The following is a 21,609-nucleotide window of genomic DNA, read 5'->3' as shown; positions in this document are numbered from 1 at the left end:
ATGACGTTCACCGTGCCGTCCGGGGCCACCGTCGCCCAGCTGCTCGAGCTGGGGTCGCGGAGTCTGCTGTACTTCGAGCACTTCGGCCCGCGCTATCAGCGCTGGGCGAAGACGGTGCCGGAGAACGGCGACTACGCCACCCTGCATCGGCGCTTCTACGAGCAGAACGGGCTCTCCGAGGAGCGAATTCGCGCGACCGCGGAGGCGCTGCGCGAGGTGCTGGCCGCGCTGCGCGAGCAGTATCAGGCGCAGGGCGACAGCGTGCGCGGCATCGCCGGGGTGTGGCAGGGCGCCGCTGCCGCCGCCGAGATCTCGCTGCTGAATCGGCAACTCGCGGTGGCCGAGGTGGATATCGCGGCCGTGGCCGAGATCTCCGCCGGGTTCGACCGGCTGCCGGAGGCCCTGCGCGCGGCGGTGCGCGGCAAAGCCGAGATCGTGCAGCAGATTCTGGCGGACGGCACCGAGCTGACGATCGAGGGGAAGACGCCGGAGGATGTCGATCTCATCATCGACGGGGCCGACGGGTTCGGGTGGACGCACACGCTGAGCGCCGGGTCCGCGGCGAGCCGGGCGCAGGCGCTGTTTCCCGATCTGCGGCTCGGGGTCTGGGAGGAGTTCGTGTACGGCGGCGCGGGCGTGCAGAGTCCGTGGTCGCCGTATCAGGATGTGATCGCCGAGCGGTGCCGGGGGTGGTTGGACGAGCTCTTCGTGCCGGACTACGAGCGGAAGGTCCGGTGGTTCTCGGAGATCTGTGCGGTTGCCGACGACGGGGTCCGGCGGTTGTACGAGGGGGTTGCCGGGGCGTTCGGGGGGTTGTCGGGGGAGGGGTACCCCCAGGCCGGGGGTTCGGTGGACGAGGTGCCGGTGAGTGCCGAGGGGGTGGATGGCGCGCCGGCGTCGACTGTGCCTGCCGCCACGACGGCTTCGCCTTCCGAGACGACCGCACCTGTGGCGACAACGCAGTCGCCCACGACGAGTACGCCGTCGACGACGTCACCTACGACGACTACGCAATCGCCCACGACGAGTACGCCGTCGACGACGTCACCTACGACGACTACGCAATCGCCCACGACTAGTACGCCGTCCACGACGTCACCTTCGGCGACCACGCAGTCGCCCACGACGAACACGCCGTCACCTACGACGAGTACGCCCTCGGTCACCTCACCCGTCGTCACGGCACTCGAGGGGCTCAGCACGCTGAACGCGGCGGCCCAGACGCTCACCCCCATCGCCCAGAGCGTGGCCCAATCCCTCGGCACCGGGCTCAGCGCCTTGACCGATTCGGTCACCGCCGGCATCGATGACGCCCTGGAACGGGTGCAGCAGGCCTTCGAGCCGGTCGACGCGGACGGCGACGGCCGGCCCGACGACCGGGTGCTCGCCGGCTTCACGCTCGGCGACCAGCAGGCCGAGGTCGCGTTGGGCGCCGACGGGCAGCTCGCGCTCACCCTCACCGAGCCCGACGGATCGAGCGCCGAGTACCGGCTGGAGACCGACGAAAACGGTCACCCTGTGCTGGTGCAGGTCGACCCGGAGACCGGCGAGAAGATCGACCCGGAGAACGAATCGCCGGACGACTCACAGTCCGAATCCGCCCCAGACACCGCCGACGACCCGGCTCCGGAAGACGGCAGCCCCTTCCCGGAACCGGATGCCGACTCAGCTCCACCGGCTCAAGTCGATCCCGTCCCACCGAACCCCGTTCCGGGTGATCCACCGGCGAACCCGGCCCCGACCGAACCCACCCCGGCCGCCCCCGCTCCGGCCGACCAGCCCCCGTCGAACACCCCGGGCACCGGAATCCCGGCCGCTCCTCGCCGCGAGGAGGATGGCGAACACCGCCCCCGGGCATTCCCGGACAGCACACCCACCGATCCGCCGGAACCGGACAGCGGCGCCCAACTCTCGGAAGCAGGCCCCCTGTGAACCGCCGCCCCACCGGCACCCACCGCTGGTCCGCCTCCCTCCGCAACGTCTCCACGCACCGCCCCGCCCTCCGCTGCACCGGCCCCCTCGACCGCCGCGTCGAAGCCCCGGCCGACGACGACCCGACCAAGGACGAGCCCGGTGCCCCGGCCAAGGAGGGCGAAGCCCCATGACCCTCGTCCCCGACCTGGACCGCATAGCCGCCGAATCCACCCGCCGCGCCGGCGCCATCCTCGACGAGCTCACCACCGCCAACGCCCGCACCGCCACCACCGCCACCGACCTGGCCGCCCGCTCCGCCCAGGCCATCGAAGCCCTCCAACGCCGGAACCGGCCCGAACTCCACCGGTCGGCCCCGGAGGCGCTCCCACCGGAAACCGCGCGCCCCGGCGACCGGGACCGGCAGCTTCCGGCCTCCCTCGGCTCGCCTCCGGCGCCGGGGGATGACCCGGCCACGGCACCGGAATCCGGGGGCAGACATGCCGCGCCCGACCCCGACGAGAACACCCGCCCCCTCTGGCGCGCCCCCGGCCCGGACGACCCGGAAGCGGGCACCGCACCGCTACCGGTGGTCACCGCGGGAAACACGAGCGAGGAAGAGCGGCGCCGGGAAGAGCTGCGGGAGCGGCGCGCGGCGATCGCGCGGTCCATCGCCGCCCGCCGGGCGCAGAGCGTCGCCCGCCCCAGCGACCAGGACGACGAAGAAGGCGAGTACTACCGGCGCACCAGCTGGCTGATCTGACGCAGCCCGATCTTCCCCCGGCCGCTGTCCGGCTCGACCGGCGCGTGCGGGTCGACGGCGGTGGTCCGCGGAATCTCCGCCTCGGGGTCGGCGAAGGCGGCGTAGGTCTTGTCGCCGAGCAGCGTGTGCAGCAGGTACCCGGTGAGCAGCGCGCGGGTGGCCCGCGCGTTCTTCGCCTCGAACTTGCCGACGCCGAAGGCGGCGAGCGAGCGCCGCCCCTCGATGAGCCCGTTGTGCGAGGCCCCCTCCAGGGTGCGCAGCACCAGCGGCCCGCCCCACGCCTCGGCGAGCGGCAGCGCGTCCGAGCTCACCGACTTGGCGTCCACCTCGCCGCCGAGCACGAAGGCGGGGATCTCCAGCCCGGGCGCCAGCTCCTCGGCGGCGGGCGCGGTGGGGGCGGGGAAGAGCGCGGCGTAGGCGGCCACCCTCCGCTGCGCGGCGGCGATGGCGGCGGCGCCCGCGCCCATGCCGTGCCCGACGAGCGCGAGCTTGTCCGGGTGCACGCTGATGGAGCCGTTGCCGAGCCGGACACCGGTGCAGATGTCGAGCGTGGTCAGCAGGTCGGTGGCGAGCCCGAGGTGCGAGGGGATGGGGCCGCGCTCGGTGTCCGGCGCGGCGGCGACGATGCCCCAGGAGGCGAGGTGCTGCAGCAGCTCGCGGTAGTTCCCGGCCCTGGTGAGCCAGGCGTGCCCGAAGGCGACGGCGGGCAGGTTGGTGCCGCCCTCGGGGGTGAAGACGACGCCGGGCAACCCGGCCACCGCGAGGTTCCCGCGGAGCACCCGGTGCGGGCCGCGGCTGGTCAGGGTGGTCACGAGTGATTTCACAGACGCCGACACGACGTGAACGGTAGCCGATAAGTACTGTGGGGAGCCATGTGCGGAATCGTGGGGTACGTCGGGTACCGGGATGCGCTCGGTGTCGTCGTCGACGCGTTGCGCCGCATGGAATATCGCGGGTACGACTCGGCGGGCGTCGCGATCCTGGACGGCGCGGGCGCGCTGGCGGTGGAGCGCAAGGCGGGCAGGCTCGCCAATCTGGAGGCCGAGCTGGCCGAGGCCGGTGCGAGCCGGTTCGCCGGCACCACCGGCATGGGGCACACCCGCTGGGCGACGCACGGCGCGCCCACCGACCGCAACGCGCACCCGCACCGGGATGCCACCGGCACGGTCGCGGTGGTGCACAACGGCATCATCGAGAACTTCGCGCCGCTCCGCCGCGAGCTGGAGGATTCCGGCGTCGAGCTGAGCAGCGACACCGACACCGAGGTGGCGGTGCACCTGGTGAGTGCGGCCTACGCGGACGGCCCCACCGCAGGCGACTTCGTGGCGAGCGCGCTGTCCGTGGTGCGTCGCCTGGAGGGCGCCTTCACGCTGGTCTTCACGCACGCCGCGCACCCGGACACGATCGTCGCGGCGCGCCGCTCGACCCCGCTGGTGGTCGGCGTCGGCAAGGGCGAGATGTTCATCGCCTCGGATGTCACGGCGTTCATCGAGCACACCAGGGAGGCGGTCGAGCTCGGCCAGGACCAGGCCGTGGTGATCACCGCCGACAGCTACCGGGTCACCGGCTTCGACGGCGCCGACGCGGGGCACCGCACCCGGCCCTTCACCATCGACTGGGATCTGGCCGCCGCGGAGAAGGGCGGCCACGACTACTTCATGCTCAAGGAGATCGAGGAGCAGCCGGGCGCGGTGGCCGACACGCTCATGGGGCACTTCACCCAGGACGAGTCCGGCGGCCGGATCGTGCTGGACGAGCAGCGCCTCGCCGACCAGGAGCTGCGCGACTTCGACAAGGTCTTCGTGGTGGCCTGCGGCAGCGCCTACCACTCCGGGCTGCTGGCCAAGTACGCCATCGAGCACTGGACCCGGCTGCCGGTCGAGGTCGAGCTGGCCAGCGAGTTCCGCTACCGCGACCCGGTGCTCGACCGCTCCACCCTGGTCGTCGCCATCTCGCAGTCCGGCGAGACCGCGGACACGCTGGAGGCGGTGCGGCACGCCAAGGAGCAGAAGGCGCGGGTGCTCGCCATCTGCAACACCAATGGCGCGCAGATCCCGCGCGAGTCCGACGCGGTGCTCTACACCAGGGCGGGGCCGGAGATCGGCGTCGCCTCCACCAAGGCGTTCCTCGCGCAGGTGACGGCGAACTACCTGGTCGGGCTGGCGATCGCGCAGGCGCGCGGCACCAAGTACCCGGACGAGGTGGCGCGCGAGTTCGCCGAGCTCGAGGGCATGCCGAAGCTCGTCGCCCGGGTGCTGGAGACGGCGCCGCAGGTGCGGGCCATCGCCCGCGAGCTGGCGCAGGTGCCGACGGTGCTCTTCCTGGGCAGGCACGTCGGGTACCCGGTGGCGCTGGAGGGTGCGCTCAAGCTCAAGGAGCTCGCGTACATGCACGCGGAGGGGTTCGCCGCCGGTGAGCTCAAGCATGGCCCGATCGCGCTGATCGAGCAGGGGCTGCCGGTGATCGTGGTCATGCCGTCGCCCAAGGGGCGCGCGGTGCTGCACTCCAAGCTGCTCAGCAATATCCGGGAGATCCAGGCGCGCGGCGCGCGCACCATCGTGATCGCGGAGGAGGGCGACGACACGGTGCGGCCGTTCGCCGACGACCTCATCGAGATCCCGACGGCGCCGACGCTGTTCCAGCCGCTGCTCTCCACGGTGCCGCTGCAGATCTTCGCCGCCGAGGTGGCGCAGGCGCGCGGGTACGACGTGGACAAGCCGCGCAACCTGGCCAAATCGGTGACGGTCGAGTGAGCGGGGCGGGCTCCGGCCCGCCCCTCACTCCACGACGACGGTGCCGCGCATCTCCGGGTGCAGCGAGCACAGGTAGCGGTAGCTGCCCGGCGCGATGAAGGTGTAGCTCCAGGAGCCCTCGTTCAGGATCGGGCTGTTGATGCCCATGGCCTTGTCGCCGATGCCCTGCACCGAGTGCGCCGCGCTGTCGGCGAATTCCCAGGTCACGGTGTCGCCTACCTGAACACGCAGCTCGGCGGGGGAGAAGGCCATGTCGTCCACCCGGACGGTGATCGTGCTCGGCGCGGTGGCCTGGCGCGAGGCCGGGGCGCCGCTGGGCGCGGTGGCGGTGCTGGTCGCCGGGGTCGCGGTCGTCGAGTCGTCGGTGCCGCAGCCGGCGGTGAACGCCAGGACGGCGAGGGCGGCGAGGGCGGCACGGGCGCGACGGCGGGGGAGCGGCATGATCGCCAAGCGTAGTCGGCGCCGCGCGGCGGCTCGTCGAGCGCGCTCCGCACCCGGCGCCCCGGCACTGTGCGATGCTCGCGCCGGACCATGCACGGGTAGTCGAGGCAGCGCAGGAGGGGACATGGCGTTCTCCCGTCGGGGGTACTACACCGCGGACCAGGTGCGGGCAGCCGAAGCCGAGCTGTTCACCCGGGTCGCGGACGGAGTGCCGATGCGGCGCGCGGCGCACGGGCTCGCCACCGTGGTGGCGCGCGAGCTGGCGGAGCGCACCGGCGGGGTGGCGGGGCGGCGGGTGACGCTGCTGGTCGGGTCCGGTGACAACGGCGGCGATGCGCTCTGGGCGGGCACCGCGCTGCGTCGCCGGGGTGTCGCGGTCACCGCGCTGCTGCTGAGCCCGAAGCGGGCGCACGCCGCCGGGCTCGCCGCGCTGCGCGGGGCGCGGGGCCTGGTACTGAACGCGGGCGGCGCGGTACCACCCCAGCAGGCGTCGATCGCGGCGCTCGACGCCGACCTGGTACTCGACGGCATCGTCGGCATCTCCGGGCGCGGATCCCTGCGCCCGGACGCGGCGGCGCTCGTCGCGGCCGTCCGGGCCCCGATCATCGCGGCCGACCTGCCGAGCGGCGTCGACCCGGACACCGGCGCGGTCGACGGCCCCGCCGTGCGCGCCGCGGTGACCGTGGCGTTCGGCGCGCGCAAGCCGGTGCACGCGCTCGCCGCGCCGTACTGCGGCCGGATCGAGCTGGTCGATATCGGGTTGCGGCTGCCGGACCCGGAATTCGCGGCGCTGGAGCCGGCGGAGATCGGCGCCCGCTGGCCGGTGCCGGGGGCAGGGGACGACAAGTACAGCCAGGGGGCCACCGGGATCGCGGCCGGTAGCGCGCGGTACCCGGGGGCCGCGGTGCTGTGCGCCGGCGGCGCGGTGGCCGCGACCTCCGGCCTGGTGCGGTACGCGGGCACCGGCGCCGAGGCGGTGCTCGCCCGCTTCCCCGAGGTCGTCGCCACCGACGACCCGGCGAACGCGGGCCGGGTGCAGTCCTGGGTGATCGGCCCCGGCGCGGGCACCGACGCGGCCGCCGCCGAACGGCTGCGCACGGTGCTCGCCACCGACCTGCCGGTGGTCGCCGACGCCGACGCCCTCACCCTCCTCGCCGCCGACCCCGCCCCGCTGCGCGGCCGCACGGCCCCGACCGTCCTCACCCCGCACGCGGGGGAGTTCGCCCGGCTCACCGGGCACCCGGTCGGCGCCGACCGGGTCGCCGCGGTGCGCGACCTGGCCCGCTCCTGGCAGGTCACGGTCCTGCTCAAGGGCCGCGCGACGATCGTCGCCGCCCCCGACGGCACCGTGCTGGTCAACGAGGCGGGCGGCTCCTGGGCGGCCACCGCGGGCGCGGGCGACATCCTCTCCGGCATCATCGGCGCCCTCCTCGCCGCGGGCCACGCCCCGGCCTGGGCCGCCGCTGCCGCCGCCCGCGCGCACGCCCTCGCCGCCAACCTCGCCGCCGGCGCGCCCGGCGGCTCCACCACAGCCGGGCACCGCGCCATCGGCACCTCCGCGCCACCCGCGAACACCCCTGCGGGCGCACCCATTTCGGCAACCCCCCTGCTCGACCACCTCCGCCCCGCCATCGCCACCCTCCGCGCCACCGCCGCGAGCGGGTGACGCAAGGCACGCCGGAGCAGCCGCGAGCACCGGTGCCCCCGCGCACAGTGGCAGGATCGGGGACCGTGCATGCGCAAGCGGAGACCGTCGTCGACCTGGGCGCCATCGCGCACAATGTGCGGATCCTGCGCGAGTACGCGGGCACCGCGGCGCTGATGGTCGTGGTGAAGGCGGACGGCTACAACCACGGCGCGGTCGAGGTCGGCCGCGCCGCGCTGGCGGCCGGTGCCCACGAGCTCGGGGTGACCACGGTGGCCGAGGCGGTGGCGCTGCGCGCGGCCGGGATCACCGCCCCGGTGCTGTGCTGGCTCAACGGCGCCGACGCCGATTTCGCCGCCGCCGTCCGCGCCGACGTGGAGATCGGCATCTCCGCGCTCGCCCAGCTCGAGGCGGTGGCCGCGGCGGCCCGCGCCACCGGCCGCACCGCGGAGCTGAGCCTCAAGGTGGACACCGGGCTGAATCGCAACGGCATCGCCGCCGCCGAGTACCCCGGCGTGCTGACCGCGCTGCGCGCCCTGGTCGACGAGGGGGCGGTGCGGCTGCGCGCGATCTTCTCGCACCTCGCGCACGCCGACGAGCCCGGCCACCCCTTCCTCGACGTGCAGCGCGACCGCTTCGTGGCGGCGGTCGCGCTGGCGAAGGAGCACGGCCTGCAACCCGACGTTCTGCACCTCGCCAACTCCGCGGCCGCCCTGACCAGGCCCGATCTCGCCTTCGACCTGGTCCGCCCCGGTATCGCGGTGTACGGGCTGAACCCGGTGCCGCAGGCGGGCGACTTCGGGCTGCGCCCGGCCATGACCTTCCGGGCCCGGGTGGCGCTGGTGAAGGAGGTCGCGGCGGGCGAGGGTGTCTCCTACGGCCACGAATGGGTCGCCCCGCGGGACACCACGGTTGCGCTGATCCCGGCCGGGTACGCCGACGGTGTGTTCCGAACGCTCGGCGGCCGCTTCGACGTCTTCGTCGGCGGGGCACGGCATCCCAATGTGGGGCGGGTGTGCATGGATCAGCTGGTGGTCGATCTGGGCGCGAACGCCGCCGGGGTGCGGCCGGGCGACGCTGCCGTGCTCTTCGGCGCCGGCCCCGGCGTGCCGGGCGCCCAGGAGTGGGCGGAGCTGCTCGGGACCATCCACTATGAGGTGGTGTGCTCCCCGCGCGGCCGGGTGCGGCGGACATTCACACAGGAGGACGGATGAAGCGGATCGTGCAGGGCGGCGCGGCGACCGCGGTCGCCGTGAGCGCCCTCGCCGTCGCACACGTGCTGCGGCGCATGGGTTCCCGGGTGCTCTGGCCCGCGCGCGCCGACGAGTACCGGGACGAGGACTTCGGGCTGCTCGGCCGGGACCGCGCCGCCGTGGTGCACGCCACCGACGGCGTCCCGCTCGCGGTCCGCGAGCACGGCCCCGCCGACGCCGCGGTCACCGTCGTCTTCGTGCACGGCTTCTGCAACGACATGACCTCCTACCACTTCCAGCGCCGCGACCTGCCGGAGCGCTGGGGCGAGCGGGCCCGGCTGGTCTTCTACGACCAGCGCGGCCACGGCGAGTCCGGTGTCCCGGAGGCGGTGAACTGCACGGTGGCCCAGCTCGCCGCCGACCTGGCCGCCGTGGTCGAGGCGCGGGCCCCGCACGGCCCGGTGGTGCTGGTCGGGCACTCGCTCGGCGGCATGGCGGTGCTGGCCGCCGCGGCCGCGCACCAGGCGCTCTTCCGGCAGCGGGTGGCCGGCGTCGCGCTGATCTGCACCACCGCGGCGGGAATGACCGCGGGCGGCATCGGCCAGCTGCTGCCGAACCCCGCGCTCGACGGTTTCCGGCTGGTGGTCCGGCTGGCGCCCGCGCTGGTGCAGACGGGCCGGGCCGCCGCGCGGCACGTGATCACCCCGCTGCTGCACGTGAGTTCGTTCCACGGCCAGGTGAGCCCGACGCTCTCGCGCTTCACCACCATGATGATCGACCGCACCCCGGTCGCGACCATCGTGAAGTTCCTGCAGGCCATCGAGGTGCACGACGAGTCGGCGGCGCTGCCCGCGCTGGCCGGGGTGCCGGCGCTGGTGATCGGCGGCGGGTACGACCGGGTGATCCCGTTCAAGAACTCCGAGCTGCTGGCGCGGGAGATCCCGGAGGCCGAGCTGGTCCGGCTGGACGGCGGCGCGCACATGCCGCACCTGCAGTTCCCGGACGCCGTGAACGCGGCGCTGGACCGGCTCTTCGCCAGGGCGGCGCCGCTCGCCGGGAAGCGGACGGCCTCCGGTGGCTGATCCCGGCACCCGGCTGCTGCCGACGGTCGAGGACACCGAGGCGCTCGGCCGGGAGCTCGCCGCCGGGCTGCGCGCGGGCGACCTGGTGGTGCTGGACGGCCCGCTCGGCGCGGGCAAGACCGCGCTCACCCGCGGCATCGCCGCCGGGCTCGACGTGCTCGGCCGGGTGAGCTCGCCCACCTTCGTGATCGCGCGGGCGCACCGCCCCGGCGGCCGCGGGGTCGCGCTGGTGCACGTCGACGCCTACCGCCTCGGCGGTGACCTGGACGAACTCGACGCGCTCGACCTCGACGCCGACCTGGACCGGGCGGTCGTCGTGGTCGAGTGGGGGCGCGGCGTCGTCGAGCACCTGACCGATCGGCACCTGCTGGTCCGGCTCGTCCGGGAGCCGGAATCCGATGTGCGAACGGCCAGTTGGGAGTGGGTGCGGGAGCGGTGAACCCGCGCCCCTTCGGCGGCGGTACCACCCGGTATCGTTGACCGAATCATGCTTGTACTCGCCGTCGACACCGCGACCCCCGCCGTCACCGCGGGGCTGGTGCACCTCGAGCAGACCGGAGCCGGGCCGATCCCGGAGCGGGTGCGCACCGTCGCCGCCCGGGTGCACGTCGACGCCCGCGCGCACGCCGAGGTGCTGACCCCGCAGATCCTGGAGTGTCTCGCCGAGTCGGGCTGCGCCCGTGCCGACATCGGCGCCGTCGTCGCCGGGATCGGGCCGGGGCCGTTCACCGGGCTCCGGGTCGGCATGGCGACCGCGGCCGCCTTCGGCGACGCGCTCGGCATCCCGGTGTACGGCGTCTGCAGCCTGGACGCCATCGCCGCCGATGCCGGGCGCGAGCCGCTGCGCGAAAACCCCGCCGCGGGCGCCGATCCCGAGGCCGCCGAGCTGCTGGTGGTGACCGACGCCAGGCGCCGCGAGGTGTACTGGGCCCGCTACCGCGACGGCGCGCGGGTGGCTGGCCCCGCCGTGGACAAGCCCGCCGACGTCGACCCGGACACCGTCGCGGTGATCGCCGGCTCGGCCTCGCACGTCGACCTCTTCGACCTGCCGGTGCTGCCGGTGGAGAGCCCCTCGCCGCTCGGCCTGGTCACCGTGGCCGCGCCCGCGCTGCTCGCCGGCGCCGCCCCCGAGCCGCTGGTCCCGCTCTACCTGCGCAGGCCGGACGCGGTCGAGCGCAGCTACCGTGCACTCGACCGGACGGGAGCGTGATCGTGGCCATCCACATCGAGCCGATGCGGCCCCGCGATATCGAGCGCTGCGTCGAGCTGGAGCAGCTGCTCTTCCCGGAGGACGACCCCTGGCACGCCGTCGCCTTCCGCTCCGAGCTGGCGGGCTCGCACAACCGCTACATCTCCGCGCGCGACGAGCACGACCGGCTGGTCGGGTACGCCGGGATCGCGCTGCTCGGCGATGCCGCGTACCCGGAGGCCGAGGTGCACACCATCGGCGTCGACCCGGAGGTGCACCGCGCGGGCATCGGCACGCTGCTGCTGGAGTGGCTGCTGACCGAGGCGGCCAAGCGCGGCGGCCCGGTCTTCCTCGAGGTGCGCACCGACAACGCCCCCGCCATCGCGCTCTACGCCAAGCACGGCTTCCACATCATCGGGCTGCGCAAGAACTACTACCAGCCCAGCGGCGCCGACGCGTACACCATGCGCCGCCCCGAGCTCGGCGACTTCCCCGGGCTCGCCCCGGACGGCGGCTCCGGCGCGGCCGTGCGCAGCGACGAGGTGCTGTCGTGATCGTGCTCGGGATCGAGAGTTCCTGCGACGAAACCGGTGTCGGCGTGGTGCGCAGGCACCCCGACGGCCGCTGCGAGCTGCTCGCCGACGAGGTGGCGTCCAGCGTCGACCAGCACGCCCGCTTCGGCGGCGTGGTGCCGGAGATCGCCTCCAGGGCGCACCTGGAGGCCGTCGTGCCCGCCATGCGCCGGGCGCTGGCGGCCGCCGGTATCGCCAGGCCGGACGCGCTCGCCGTTACCATCGGGCCGGGGCTCGCCGGTGCGCTGCTGGTCGGGGTGGCCGCGGCCAAGGCGTACGCGGCCGCCTGGGACATCCCCTTCTACGCGCTGAACCACCTGGGCGGGCACGTCGCGGTGGACACCCTCGAGCACGGCCCCATGCCGCCCTGCGTCGCGCTGCTGGTCTCCGGCGGCCACACCCACCTGCTGCGCGTCACCGACCTGGCCGAGCCCATCACCGAGCTGGGCAGCACCGTGGACGACGCGGCGGGCGAGGCCTTCGACAAGGTGGCGCGGCTGCTCGGGCTCGGCTACCCCGGCGGCCCCGCGCTCGACGCCGCCGCGGCCACCGGCGATCCGGCCGCGATCGCCTTCCCGCGCGGCATGACCGGCCCCCGCGACCCCCGCTACGACTTCTCCTTCTCCGGCCTCAAGACGGCGGTGGCGCGGCACGTGGAGGCGGCCCAGCGCGCCGGAATCGAGCCGGCGGCGCTGCCCATCCCGGATATCGCGGCCTCCTTCCAGGAGGCGGTGGCCGACGTGCTCACCCGCAAGGCGGTGCGCGCCGCGCAGGACACCGGGGTCGACACCCTGGTCCTCGGCGGCGGCGCGACGGCCAACTCGCGGATCCGCTCCATGGCCGAGGAGCGCTGCGCCGCGGCCGGTCTCACGCTGCGGGTGCCGAAGCCGCGGCTCTGCACCGACAACGGGGTGATGATCGCCGCGCTCGGCGCGCACGTCATCGCGGGCGGCGCGGAGCCCTCGCCGCTCACGGTGGAGACCGACCCGGGGCTGCCGGTGTCGATCAGCCGGGTCGGCTGAGCCTCAGCGCGGGACGGCGAGCGTCGGCAGCGGAGCCGAGCTCTCCGCCGTCGTGGTCGTGCCGCCCGCGGAGCCGGAGTCGACCGGCGGCGGCAGCGGCATGCTGCTCTCGGCCGGTACCTGCGCGTTCGGCGGCACGGCGGAGGGGCCGGCCGTCCGGCCCGGCGCGGTGCTCGGGAGCTCGAGGCCGGGGCCGAGCGAGTTCGGGAACGGGATCGGCGGGTTGTTCGGGTCCGGCCGCAGCGTCGGCGAGGTGGGGCCGGCCGGCGGGGTGGTGCTGATCGCGGCGGGCGGGGTGGTGACCGAGGCCGGGGCGGGCGGCTCGGCGGTGGTGGCAGGGGCCGGCGGGGCGGTGGTCGCGGGGACCCCGCCGCTGCTCGTCGTCCCGGCGGGCGAGACCTCCTCGTCCGCGATCGGCGCGAACTCGCGCACCCCGTAGCCGATCACCAGCCCGACCACGACCAGCGCCCCGACCAGCACCCCGGCCACCTTGGTCACGGTGCGGCCCGAGGTGTCGGCGCGCACCGCCGCGACCGGGGTCTCCGGCAGCGTCTGCGCCTGGTCGGCGACGAGCGCGGCGCCCTTGGCGATCACGGCGTCCGGATCGGGCACGGTGAGCACCGGGATGCCGAGCCGGTCGTGCAGAGCGGAGAGCACCGCCGGGATATTGGCGCCGCCGCCGATCACGGTGACCGCCTCCGGCAGCCGCTCCGCGCGCTCGGCGGTGACCGCGGTGAAGTGCGCGATATCGCGGAGCAGCCCCTCGATCAGGTACTCGAAGTCCTCGCGGGTCAGCTTGAGCGGGCGGCCCGCCACGTGGTCGACGGTGACGGCGGGCGTCACCGAGAGGTGCTCCTTGGCGGCGCGCGCCCGGTTCACCAGGGTGTGCCGGTTCGGGCGGGTGCCGCGCCGGGCGAAGTGCTGGTCGACCAGGTGCCGGTAGATGAGCTCGTCGATGGCGTTGCCGCTCAGCACCGAGGTGCGCTCGGCCACCAGCACCGCGCCGTCCGCGCGGTCGGCCACCGTGACGGTGAGCCCGGTGGCGCCGAGATCGACGACGGCGACGGTGGCGTAGCGATCAAGCAGCCCGGTGTGGCGCAGGTAGGTGAGCGCGGCGGTGAACTCCGGCACCAGCCGCAGCTCCCGCTGCCTGCCGGTGGCGGCCCGGATGATCTGCTCCTGCTCCTTGCCGCGGTAGGCGACGGCCACGCTGGTCGGCGCCTCGGGCGGGATCGGCTCGGGGCGCTCGGTGAAGCGGGCGCCGACCGGGTGCACCGGCTCGCGCGGGTGCGTCGCGGGCAGCTGGGTGGTCATCAGCTCGATGGACGAGGTGACCAGGTCGCCGAGATCGGAGTGCGCGGCATCGGCGGAGACGACCCGGTAGTCGAAGGTCTGGGCGCCGTTCGGCGCGGTGGCGACGGTGGCCGAGCAGACGACCTCGTTGCCTGCCGAGATCCCCAGGGACGTTCGCATGGTCACCTCCCCTCGCGCGGCGGACTGTCCGTGGCTGGCGTGCGGTGTTCGTGTTCGAGGCTCCGCTGTCACTGTGACGCGGAGTCACGGTGAAACTGGCGCCACCGAGCGTCGATGCGCGGGGGCGGCGCGGAGCGGCCGACACGGAACGCTCGACCATAGTGTCACGATCCGTTATCCGAACGTTACAGATTTCTCCCCGGCTTGGAAAGTCCCCCAGTTCTGGTGACTCGGGAGGGCATATCCCGGCCGGTGGGGCGCGGTAGCAGAGGCAGACCTTGAGCGCTGGCACTCGCATGTATAGAGTGCTAGTCGGCACTGTGTGAGGGCTCCGGCACCCGCGACGACGGGGCTGTACGCAGGGTCAGCAGAAAACGACCCCAACGGGTGGAACAACAGTCCCGCCCGACCGTAATCCCCGAAAGTGGAGGGCTCAACGTGGCGAGCGTGAACATCAAGCCGCTCGAGGACAAGATCCTCGTCCAGGCCAACGAGGCCGAGACGACGACTGCCTCCGGCCTGGTCATCCCCGACACGGCCAAGGAGAAGCCGCAGGAGGGCACCGTCGTGGCCGTCGGCCCCGGTCGCTGGGACGACGAGGGCGAGAAGCGGATCCCGCTGGACGTCCAGGAGGGTGACACCGTCATCTACAGCAAGTACGGCGGCACCGAGATCAAGTACCAGGGCGGGGAGTACCTCATCCTGTCGGCGCGTGACGTGCTGGCCGTCGTCACCAAGTAGCCGTTCGGGCACCCGCGTTCCGCCCCGGAGTCGTCCGACCCGGGGCGGAGTGCGTTGCGGCCTGCACCGAAACCACAGGAGCGAAACCCCATGGCAAAGCAGATCGAGTTCGACGAGAAGGCTCGCCGGGCTCTGGAACGCGGTGTCGACAAGCTCGCCGACGCCGTGAAGGTCACCCTCGGCCCGCGCGGCAGGCACGTCGTGCTCGCCAAGGCCTTCGGCGGCCCGACCGTGACCAACGACGGCGTCACGATCGCGCGCGACATCGAGCTCGAGGACCCGTTCGAGAACCTGGGCGCGCAGCTGGTGAAGAGCGTCGCGACCAAGACCAACGATGTCGCGGGCGACGGCACCACCACCGCCACCGTGCTGGCCCAGGCGCTGGTCCGCGGCGGGCTGAAGAACATCGCCGCGGGTGCCAACCCGATCGCCGTCGGCGCCGGCATCGCCAAGGCGGCCGACGCCGTCTCCGAGGCGCTGCTGAAGCTGGCCACCCCGGTCTCCGGTGAGCAGGCCATCGCCCAGGTCGCCACGGTCTCCTCGCGCGACCCGGAGATCGGCGAGATGGTCGGCAAGGCGCTCACCACCGTCGGCAAGGACGGCGTCGTCACCGTCGAGGAGGCCTCGACGCTGCTGACCGAGCTGGTCGTCACCGAGGGCGTGCAGTTCGACAAGGGCTACCTCTCGCCCTACTTCGTCACCGACACCGACTCCCAGCAGGCCGTCCTGGAGGACGCCTACATCCTGCTGCACCGGGAGAAGATCAGCTCGCTGCCCGACCTGCTCCCGCTGCTGGAGAAGATCGCGGAGAGCGGCAAGGCCGTCCTGATCATCGCCGAGGACGTCGAGGGCGAGGCGCTCTCCACCCTGGTGGTGAACAGCATCCGCAAGACCATCAAGGCGGTCGCGGTCAAGGCGCCGTTCTTCGGCGACCGGCGCAAGGCGTTCCTGGACGACCTGGCCGTGGTCACCGCGGGCACCGTGGTGAACCCGGACATCGGCATCGGGCTGCGCGAGGCCGGGCTGGACGTGCTCGGCGTCGCCCGCCGCATCGTCGTCAGCAAGGACGACACCACCATCATCGACGGCGCGGGCAGCGCCGAGGATCTGGCCGCCCGCAGCGCGCAGCTGCGCCGGGAGATCGAGGCGACCGACTCCGACTGGGATCGGGAGAAGCTCGAGGAGCGGCTGGCCAAGCTGGCCGGCGGCGTCGCGGTGATCCGGGTCGGCGCGGCCACCGAGACCGCGCTCAAGGAGCGCAAGTACCGGGTGGACGACGCGGTGAGCGCGGCCAAGGCCGCCGTCGCCGAGGGCATCGTGCCCGGCGGCGGCACCGCGCTGGTGCAGGCCGGGGCCGAGCTGGAGGCGCTGCGCGATTCGCTCTCCGGCGATCAGGCGGCCGGTGTCGAGGTGGTCAGGCAGGCGCTGCGCGCGCCGCTGTACTGGATCGCCACCAATGCCGGGCTGGACGGCGCGGTCGTGGTCAGCAAGATCATCGAGGGGGAGAAGGGCTTCAACGCCGCCACCCTCACCTACGGTGACCTGCTCGCCGAGGGCGTTATCGACCCGGTCCGGGTCACCCGCTCCGCGGTGGTCAACGCGGCGTCGGTGGCGCGGATGGTGCTCACCACCGAGAGCGCCATTGTCGACAAGCCGGCCGAGGACGAGGATCACTCGCACCACGGGCACAGCCACTGATTTGTCGCGAACAGCGCCCCTGGACCCGCACGGGTCCAGGGGCGCTGTTCGTGGGGCGGGGTTGTCGCGCCGTTCCGGCGCGGGATTCGCGCTTCGCGCGATTGCGCCTTCGGCGGAGGATGTCGGGGGGCTTGGCGGGTCACGAAGTTCGGCGGGTAGCGGGCGTGCCCCACAGCCGAGTCGACAGGGGCCATCCGGCGCCGGAGGCCGGGGTTTCGCTTGCGATGTGACCTGTTCCGCGCCTGGGGCGGATTTCCTCTGCCACGCGGGCCAACCTGGCCGCCGGTGGCGGCGAACTTGTCAGGAGGCGGTGTCGCGCTCGGGGGCGATGGCGTCCAGCAGGCGGGCGCGGAGCGCGGGGGGTGGCGGGGCGGCGGTGACCTCGGAGAGCGCGGCGAGCGCGGCCCTGGAGCGCCTCACCTCGGCGCGGAACTCCGCGCGGGCCGCGGCGCCGAGCACCGCGACCACCGCTTCGTGGTCTTCGTCGTCGATCGAGCCGAGCGCGACGGTGTGCGCGAGGTCGAGACCCGGCTCGTCCATCTCACGGCACCCCCAAACTTCTCTTCAGGCGAGTCAGCCCGTCCCGTATGCGGGACTTGACCGTAGGCAAGCCTACGCCGAGATGCCGGGCCACCTCCGCGTAGGTGCGGCCGCCGTAGTAGGCGAGCGAGATCGCCTCGCGCTGCGTCTCGGTCAGCGTGGCCAGCCCGGCGACCACGGCCTGCTGCTCCAGCCTGCGTTCCACCTCCTCGGTCACCTCGTCGAAGTCGTACCCGAGTACCCGGCTGCCGTAGGTGTTCTCGCGCTGGCTGTGCGCCTGCTCCGCGCGCACCCGGTCGACCGCGCGCCGGTGCGCGAGGGTCATCAGCCAGGTGAGTGCCGAGCCCTTGGCCGGGTCGAAGCCGGAGGCGGTGCGCCAGATCTGGAGATAGACCTCCTGGGTCGTCTCCTCGGCGTACCCGGCGTCCTGCAGCACCCGGAGCACCAGCCCGAACACCCGCGCGCTCGTCCGGTCGTAGAGCTCGGCGAACGCCTCCTGGTCGGCGCGGCCGCAGCCGCGTAGCAGCTGCGCGAGCTCGAGATTCTCCGCCGCGCGCGCCGTCGTAGCAGTGCCCGTGCCCGGTGGGCAGGCTGCTCTCCGGAACGCATCGCCCCCTGCGGCCGAAGGCCGCGTCGTCACAACGCTCCATTCTGAGTCATCGCGCACTACGGTAGCGCGCGGCTCTCAGTGTTGTGGCAGGACACGGCAAACCATCGGCCAACCGGTGCGGGTGCGGAAAACTTCCGCTCCGGCGCGGCGGCTACCAGCTTCCGCCCGCCGCGGCCGGAAAACTTCCGATCACCGGCGCCGGAACCCCCGGCCACCGAGCGACCGTTTGGCTTACAGGCATTCGGCGCCGGTGCACCCGGCGGATGGGCGCGCCGGGAGGAACGGCTCAGACCGTCATGCGGCGCCGGTTGCGCCTGGCGTGCAGCTCCCGCTCGGTCTCGGACATCCCGCCCCAGATGCCGTACGGCTCGCTCACCTTGAGCGCGTGCGAGCGGCACTGCATGAGGACCGGGCAGGTCCGGCAGATCTCTTTGGCGCGCATCTCCCGCGCGGTGCGGGCGCGGCCGCGCTCCCCGTCGGGGTGGAAGAACACCGCCGAATCCACACCGCGGCAGGAGCCGCGCATCTGCCAATCCCAGACATCGGCGTTCGGTCCGGGGAGGTGGGTGGGCATGGGCATGGTGAACTCCTCGTGGTGCGAGCTCGTCGGCGTTGTCGAGCCGGTTCTACTGCGAACGGGTGTCAACCGCGGTGTCGCCGGAGCTCGCTGACCCGAGGTCGCTGTAATTTCGCGCGGCGCCGACCGTGGCGATGAGTTACGTTAGGACCCGGGTCGAAATTCCGTCAATAGTTCGGCGCAGGGGTTCCTCGAACCGGCGGAGATCAAATTTAACCTTGGCACTGTTTACAAGTGCGGCCCGTTCCGGCGATACTGATCGGTTGACCAAACCGAGGTCGTTGACCGCTGTCCGGTACATCTTTGGAAAACCACTGGTAGAGACATTTTCGCCGGTGATTCGGCGGTTTCGGCGGGGGCTCCGGGGGCCGGGCGGCGGACGTGGGCGGCGCCGCGAACGTCCGGCGGGGGTGGTGGAGATGGCGAAAACGGGGCGCGCGGGTTAATAGCGGGAAACGCGCGTGAATTCGAAAGTCCACGCGATCGCCATTGACCGGACGAGATTTACCTGATGGAAACATCGTTCACTGTGGAAAATGCTGGGAGATTGCCGCGCAGGTGAGAGTGGTTCGCTGGGGTCGCTCGGATACAGTGCGCCCGGTGGTAAGCCCCCTGCCTCCGCTTCTGGCCGCCGCCGCGTTCGGCCCCGCGCCCGGCGCCGCCGGACTCCCGCCCGCCCGCACCCCGCTCGAGCGCTGGCACCGCGCCGTCGCGCTCGGCGGCGCCGGGCGCTACGCCGCCGCCCGCGCCGAGCTCGCGGTCCTCACCCGCCCCGGCACCGCCCCGGTCCTCCGCTCGCTCGCGCTCAGCACGACCGCCTCGCTCGTCCGCCAGTCCGGCCGCCACACCGCCGCCGCCGACCCCGACGGCCGCGCCGCCGCCCTCATCGCCGGAATCGTCCCCGACGTCAGGGGCGACGCGGCCTCGCCGGACCCCTGGTTCGGCACCCCCGAACCCATCGACGCCTGGTGCGACGCGCTCACCGGCCTCGCCGCCGACGCGCTCGGCAGCGCCCGCCCGGCCCTCGCCTTCCGCCTGCTCGCCCGCGTGCGCGAGCCCGCGCGCACCCGCCCGCGGGCCGCCATCCGCCTGCACTGGGTGACCGCGGAGACCGCGCTCTCGGTCGGCGACCCGGCCACCGCGCTCGAGCACGCCGCCGCAGCGGTGGAACTGGGGGTGCAAGGCCCCTCGACCCGGCACCGGGTGAAATCCGCCCTGCTGCTCGCCGCCGCCACCGCGGCGTCCGGCGACTCCGCCCGTGCCATGGCCCTCTCCGAGCCGGTCGCGCACGATTGCGCCGCGCACGACCTGCTCCCGCTGCGCTGGGCCACCGCCATGCTGCGGGCCGGGCTCGGCGTGGCGGAGGCCGCCGCCGAGGCGGCCGGATGCGCGGCCCTGCTGCGGGCAAGGGGGGGCGACTTCTCGGGTCCGGCCGGCTCCTGAACCGGATTCGATCTTCGGCCCGACCACGGCGTCAGCGCCCGGGTCCCGAAATACCCTCCCGGGGGCGGGATCCGCGGACTGCACCGGGTGCGCGTGTGGCATCCGTTGTGTCGCTATTGTTAGACCCGTTCCGCCCGATCGGGCGGAAGCACCGGCTGTCACCGCCGGTGCCACTTGTAACGCCAGGAATCTCTCTGACGATGACGCACTCGGGCGAAGAGTTGGACCTCGCCGTCGCTGCCGCTGCGCAGGGCGACAGATCCGCTTTAGCTCAGGTACTCGAACTGGTCCGACCACTGGTGGTGCGCTACTGCCGGGCGCGGATCGGCGCTGCGGAGCGCGGCCAGCTCTCCGCCGACGACGTCGCGCAGGAGGTCTGCTTGGCCGTGATGACGGCGCTGCCCCGGTATCAGGATCAGGGCAGGCCCTTCATGGCCTTCGTGTACGGAATCGCTTCGCACAAGGTCGCCGACGCGCATCGGAACGCCGCCCGTAACAAGGCGGAGGCGATGGCCGAAGTACCAGATGTCATATCCACCGACCAGGGACCGGAGCAAAGGGCTCTCGATTCCGAGACGAGCCGGCAGATGAATCGTCTGCTCGCGACTCTTCCGGAGAAGCATCGGGAGATTCTGATCCTCCGGCTGGTGATGGGTTTGTCAGCGGAAGAAACCGCGGTCGCCGTGGGCAGTACGGCGGGCGCGATACGGGTTGCCCAGCACAGGGCACTCGCGAAACTGAAGTCACAAGTGGCGAGGGCAGGTGAAATGTATGGCTAGGGATGGCGAGCGCGGCGACCGCAAAGCGTGGCTCGGCGCGCGGAACAGCGGTCCCTATGCCGGGGGGACCGGTGACGCCGGTCCCGTCGATATCGCCGCGGTACGCCGCGACGACGCGCTCATCGACGCCATCGCCAGCGATGGACCGGTGCAGACCGACAGCCCGGAGGAGTTCCAGCTCGCGGCCCTGCTCGCGGACTGGCGCGCGGAAGTGGTCGCGCCACCCCTCCCGGCGGCGCCCGATCTCGACGAGATCGTGGCGGCTGTCAATCAGGAGATCGGGGCGCGGAAGGTCCGGGTCGGGCCGCGGAGCGGCGGCAGGCTCCGGCTGGTGCGCCCGCTCGCGGGCGCGGCGGCCGCGCTCGCCCTGGTCTTCGGCGGCATGACGGCGTTCTCCTACAATGCCGAGCCCGGCGATCCGCTCTGGCGGGTCAAGGAGGTCGTGTTCAGCGAGCAGGCGCAGACCACCGTGGTGGCGCGCGCCGACGATGAACTGGCCCAGGTGCAGTCGGCGCTGGCGCAGGGCGACAACGACCAGGCACGGGTGCTGCTCGATCGGGTGCGCAATACCGCGCAGCAGGTCGACGACCCGGCCAAGCAGGACGATCTGCTCGAGCGCTGGAACGCATTGGTGGCGGAACTGGGGAAGGTCGCGCCCGAGATCGCCAGCCAGATCACCTCGACCCAGGCGCGGCCGACGGAGCCGAAGCCGTCCGGCCAGGTGCCGACGACGGTACCGACCAAGCCCGGCACCACCCCGGATCCGACGATCCTCGGCACCCAGGAGCCGAGCACCCAGGAACCGGGCACCGTCCCGCCGACCCGGCCGACGGCTCCGCCCACCCAGGAGCCGACGCAGCAGCAGCCGCCGCCGACGCAGGAGCCGACGCAACCGGAGCAGCCCACACCCCCGGCCCCCACCTCGATCGGTTCGCCGACCGTGGTGCCCACCGGGGGTGGTGGCGCGCCCTCCCAGCCGGTGCCGACGGTGTCGGCACCATCGGTGGACACCATGCCGTCGGTCCAGGTACCGGCGGTTCCCGCCGTTCCAGTCACCCCCGCAGGCTGAATTCTCTGCCCGCTGGCGCGGGCGGGGTTTGCGGCCCTTCGGGGTCCCGCGTCCGGCGGCCGAGACTCGCGGCTGCGCCGCATTGCTTCGGCCGCCGGACGCGGGACG

At 73.4% G+C, this 21,609-nt stretch carries 22 protein-coding genes; 16 read left to right on the top strand and 6 right to left on the bottom strand.

Annotated features, from left to right (window positions below):
- The 3 genes from AB0H71_RS12025 to AB0H71_RS12015 are packed head-to-tail and all read left to right on the top strand — an operon-like array spanning nt 1 to nt 2,674.
- A complete protein-coding gene (locus AB0H71_RS12025) occupies nt 1–1,932 on the top strand; it encodes a hypothetical protein (RefSeq protein ID WP_357018590.1) in 1,932 nt (643 codons plus the stop codon).
- On the top strand, nt 1,929–2,105 hold the full coding sequence (locus AB0H71_RS12020; RefSeq protein WP_357018589.1) for a hypothetical protein: 177 nt from the start codon (nt 1,929–1,931) through the stop codon (nt 2,103–2,105). Before AB0H71_RS12025 ends, AB0H71_RS12020 begins: the two co-directional genes overlap by 4 nt.
- Complete coding sequence (locus AB0H71_RS12015; RefSeq protein WP_357018586.1) at nt 2,102–2,674, top strand: hypothetical protein; 573 nt, start codon at nt 2,102–2,104, stop codon at nt 2,672–2,674. The genes AB0H71_RS12020 and AB0H71_RS12015 overlap by 4 nt, the downstream gene beginning before the upstream one ends.
- Here the strand turns inward: AB0H71_RS12015 and AB0H71_RS12010 are convergent.
- Nucleotides 2,647–3,510 (bottom strand): hypothetical protein, encoded by an 864-nt coding sequence (locus AB0H71_RS12010; RefSeq protein WP_357018583.1) that lies wholly within the window; start codon nt 3,508–3,510, stop codon nt 2,647–2,649. The two genes, AB0H71_RS12015 and AB0H71_RS12010, sit on opposite strands and share 28 nt — an antisense overlap.
- Before the next feature lie 36 nt (nt 3,511–3,546).
- On the opposite strand from AB0H71_RS12010, the gene glmS reads away from it, so the two are divergent.
- Nucleotides 3,547–5,427, top strand: a complete 1,881-nt coding sequence (glmS, locus tag AB0H71_RS12005) for a glutamine--fructose-6-phosphate transaminase (isomerizing) (protein ID WP_357018581.1) — start codon at nt 3,547–3,549, stop codon at nt 5,425–5,427.
- 24 nt (nt 5,428–5,451) lie between these two features.
- On the opposite strand, the gene AB0H71_RS12000 is transcribed toward glmS, so the two are convergent.
- The gene (locus tag AB0H71_RS12000; protein ID WP_357018578.1) at nt 5,452–5,868 is read right to left on the bottom strand and encodes a cupredoxin family copper-binding protein; all 417 of its coding nucleotides are present in this window, start codon (nt 5,866–5,868) and stop codon (nt 5,452–5,454) included.
- A gap of 124 nt (nt 5,869–5,992) precedes the next feature.
- Between AB0H71_RS12000 and AB0H71_RS11995 the strand changes: the two genes are divergently transcribed.
- The 7 genes from AB0H71_RS11995 to tsaD all read left to right on the top strand — a co-directional run bounded on the left by AB0H71_RS11995 (nt 5,993) and on the right by tsaD (nt 12,571).
- Nucleotides 5,993–7,534: an NAD(P)H-hydrate dehydratase gene (locus AB0H71_RS11995; protein WP_357018575.1), complete on the top strand. Its 1,542-nt coding sequence runs from the start codon at nt 5,993–5,995 to the stop codon at nt 7,532–7,534.
- A gap of 65 nt (nt 7,535–7,599) precedes the next feature.
- A complete protein-coding gene (alr, locus tag AB0H71_RS11990; RefSeq protein WP_357018572.1) occupies nt 7,600–8,727 on the top strand; it encodes an alanine racemase in 1,128 nt (375 codons plus the stop codon).
- A complete protein-coding gene (locus tag AB0H71_RS11985) occupies nt 8,724–9,788 on the top strand; it encodes an alpha/beta hydrolase (RefSeq protein WP_357018570.1) in 1,065 nt (354 codons plus the stop codon). Before alr ends, AB0H71_RS11985 begins: the two co-directional genes overlap by 4 nt.
- Complete coding sequence (gene tsaE, locus AB0H71_RS11980; RefSeq protein WP_357018567.1) at nt 9,781–10,227, top strand: tRNA (adenosine(37)-N6)-threonylcarbamoyltransferase complex ATPase subunit type 1 TsaE; 447 nt, start codon at nt 9,781–9,783, stop codon at nt 10,225–10,227. Before AB0H71_RS11985 ends, tsaE begins: the two co-directional genes overlap by 8 nt.
- Before the next feature lie 48 nt (nt 10,228–10,275).
- Nucleotides 10,276–10,998, top strand: coding sequence for a tRNA (adenosine(37)-N6)-threonylcarbamoyltransferase complex dimerization subunit type 1 TsaB (gene tsaB, locus AB0H71_RS11975; RefSeq protein WP_357018564.1), 723 nt, complete (start codon nt 10,276–10,278; stop codon nt 10,996–10,998).
- A 23-nt stretch (nt 10,999–11,021) separates the two neighbouring features.
- Nucleotides 11,022–11,531, top strand: coding sequence for a ribosomal protein S18-alanine N-acetyltransferase (rimI, locus tag AB0H71_RS11970; protein WP_357020324.1), 510 nt, complete (start codon nt 11,022–11,024; stop codon nt 11,529–11,531).
- Entirely contained in the window at nt 11,528–12,571 is a 1,044-nt protein-coding gene (gene tsaD / locus AB0H71_RS11965; RefSeq protein ID WP_357018561.1) for a tRNA (adenosine(37)-N6)-threonylcarbamoyltransferase complex transferase subunit TsaD, read from the top strand. The genes rimI and tsaD overlap by 4 nt, the downstream gene beginning before the upstream one ends.
- Before the next feature lie 3 nt (nt 12,572–12,574).
- Here the strand turns inward: tsaD and AB0H71_RS11960 are convergent, their stop codons facing one another.
- Nucleotides 12,575–14,044, bottom strand: coding sequence for an Hsp70 family protein (locus tag AB0H71_RS11960; RefSeq protein ID WP_357018558.1), 1,470 nt, complete (start codon nt 14,042–14,044; stop codon nt 12,575–12,577).
- A gap of 438 nt (nt 14,045–14,482) precedes the next feature.
- Between AB0H71_RS11960 and groES the strand changes: the two genes are divergently transcribed.
- Nucleotides 14,483–14,785 carry a co-chaperone GroES gene (gene groES / locus AB0H71_RS11955; protein WP_067646611.1) on the top strand — a complete coding sequence of 101 codons (303 nt, stop codon included), beginning with the start codon at nt 14,483–14,485 and terminating at the stop codon, nt 14,783–14,785.
- 90 nt (nt 14,786–14,875) lie between these two features.
- On the top strand, nt 14,876–16,483 hold the full coding sequence (gene groL / locus AB0H71_RS11950; protein ID WP_357018554.1) for a chaperonin GroEL: 1,608 nt from the start codon (nt 14,876–14,878) through the stop codon (nt 16,481–16,483).
- Nucleotides 16,484–16,783: 300 nt separating this feature from the next.
- Here the strand turns inward: groL and AB0H71_RS11945 are convergent, their stop codons facing one another.
- The 3 genes from AB0H71_RS11945 to AB0H71_RS11935 all read right to left on the bottom strand — a co-directional run bounded on the left by AB0H71_RS11945 (nt 16,784) and on the right by AB0H71_RS11935 (nt 18,213).
- Nucleotides 16,784–17,023 carry a hypothetical protein gene (locus AB0H71_RS11945; RefSeq protein ID WP_357018552.1) on the bottom strand — a complete coding sequence of 80 codons (240 nt, stop codon included), beginning with the start codon at nt 17,021–17,023 and terminating at the stop codon, nt 16,784–16,786.
- 1 nt (nt 17,024) lies between these two features.
- On the bottom strand, nt 17,025–17,663 hold the full coding sequence (locus AB0H71_RS11940) for a sigma-70 family RNA polymerase sigma factor (protein ID WP_281202002.1): 639 nt from the start codon (nt 17,661–17,663) through the stop codon (nt 17,025–17,027).
- A gap of 256 nt (nt 17,664–17,919) precedes the next feature.
- Nucleotides 17,920–18,213 (bottom strand): WhiB family transcriptional regulator, encoded by a 294-nt coding sequence (locus tag AB0H71_RS11935; RefSeq protein ID WP_067646602.1) that lies wholly within the window; start codon nt 18,211–18,213, stop codon nt 17,920–17,922.
- 597 nt (nt 18,214–18,810) lie between these two features.
- On the opposite strand from AB0H71_RS11935, the gene AB0H71_RS11930 reads away from it, so the two are divergent.
- The 3 genes from AB0H71_RS11930 to AB0H71_RS11920 all read left to right on the top strand — a co-directional run bounded on the left by AB0H71_RS11930 (nt 18,811) and on the right by AB0H71_RS11920 (nt 21,501).
- Nucleotides 18,811–19,653: a hypothetical protein gene (locus AB0H71_RS11930; protein WP_357018548.1), complete on the top strand. Its 843-nt coding sequence runs from the start codon at nt 18,811–18,813 to the stop codon at nt 19,651–19,653.
- Nucleotides 19,654–19,853: 200 nt separating this feature from the next.
- A complete protein-coding gene (locus AB0H71_RS11925; RefSeq protein WP_067646595.1) occupies nt 19,854–20,432 on the top strand; it encodes a sigma-70 family RNA polymerase sigma factor in 579 nt (192 codons plus the stop codon).
- A complete protein-coding gene (locus AB0H71_RS11920; RefSeq protein WP_357018545.1) occupies nt 20,425–21,501 on the top strand; it encodes an anti-sigma-D factor RsdA in 1,077 nt (358 codons plus the stop codon). The genes AB0H71_RS11925 and AB0H71_RS11920 overlap by 8 nt, the downstream gene beginning before the upstream one ends.
- Nucleotides 21,502–21,609: the final 108 nt, after the last annotated feature.

Origin of the sequence: Nocardia sp. NPDC050697, from assembly GCF_040654395.1 — a bacterium.
Lineage (GTDB): Bacteria > Actinomycetota > Actinomycetes > Mycobacteriales > Mycobacteriaceae > Nocardia.
Note: the sequence above shows the minus strand (reverse complement) of the source record. Positions and strands in the feature narration are given on the sequence as shown.

What these genes read in the sequence shown, in the direction of transcription:
- AB0H71_RS11945 (WP_357018552.1), bottom strand. Translation starts at nt 17,023, where the DNA reads ATGGACGAGCCGGGTCTCGACCTCGCGCACACCGTCGCGCTCGGCTCG.
- AB0H71_RS12025 (WP_357018590.1), top strand. Translation starts at nt 1, where the DNA reads ATGACGTTCACCGTGCCGTCCGGGGCCACCGTCGCCCAGCTGCTCGAG.
- AB0H71_RS11995 (WP_357018575.1), top strand. Translation starts at nt 5,993, where the DNA reads ATGGCGTTCTCCCGTCGGGGGTACTACACCGCGGACCAGGTGCGGGCA.
- AB0H71_RS11920 (WP_357018545.1), top strand. Translation starts at nt 20,425, where the DNA reads ATGGCTAGGGATGGCGAGCGCGGCGACCGCAAAGCGTGGCTCGGCGCG.
- tsaB (WP_357018564.1), top strand. Translation starts at nt 10,276, where the DNA reads ATGCTTGTACTCGCCGTCGACACCGCGACCCCCGCCGTCACCGCGGGG.
- AB0H71_RS11925 (WP_067646595.1), top strand. Translation starts at nt 19,854, where the DNA reads ATGACGCACTCGGGCGAAGAGTTGGACCTCGCCGTCGCTGCCGCTGCG.
- AB0H71_RS11935 (WP_067646602.1), bottom strand. Translation starts at nt 18,213, where the DNA reads ATGCCCATGCCCACCCACCTCCCCGGACCGAACGCCGATGTCTGGGAT.
- AB0H71_RS11960 (WP_357018558.1), bottom strand. Translation starts at nt 14,044, where the DNA reads ATGCGAACGTCCCTGGGGATCTCGGCAGGCAACGAGGTCGTCTGCTCG.
- AB0H71_RS12015 (WP_357018586.1), top strand. Translation starts at nt 2,102, where the DNA reads ATGACCCTCGTCCCCGACCTGGACCGCATAGCCGCCGAATCCACCCGC.
- groL (WP_357018554.1), top strand. Translation starts at nt 14,876, where the DNA reads ATGGCAAAGCAGATCGAGTTCGACGAGAAGGCTCGCCGGGCTCTGGAA.
- AB0H71_RS12000 (WP_357018578.1), bottom strand. Translation starts at nt 5,868, where the DNA reads ATGCCGCTCCCCCGCCGTCGCGCCCGTGCCGCCCTCGCCGCCCTCGCC.
- AB0H71_RS11985 (WP_357018570.1), top strand. Translation starts at nt 8,724, where the DNA reads ATGAAGCGGATCGTGCAGGGCGGCGCGGCGACCGCGGTCGCCGTGAGC.
- glmS (WP_357018581.1), top strand. Translation starts at nt 3,547, where the DNA reads ATGTGCGGAATCGTGGGGTACGTCGGGTACCGGGATGCGCTCGGTGTC.
- rimI (WP_357020324.1), top strand. Translation starts at nt 11,022, where the DNA reads ATGCGGCCCCGCGATATCGAGCGCTGCGTCGAGCTGGAGCAGCTGCTC.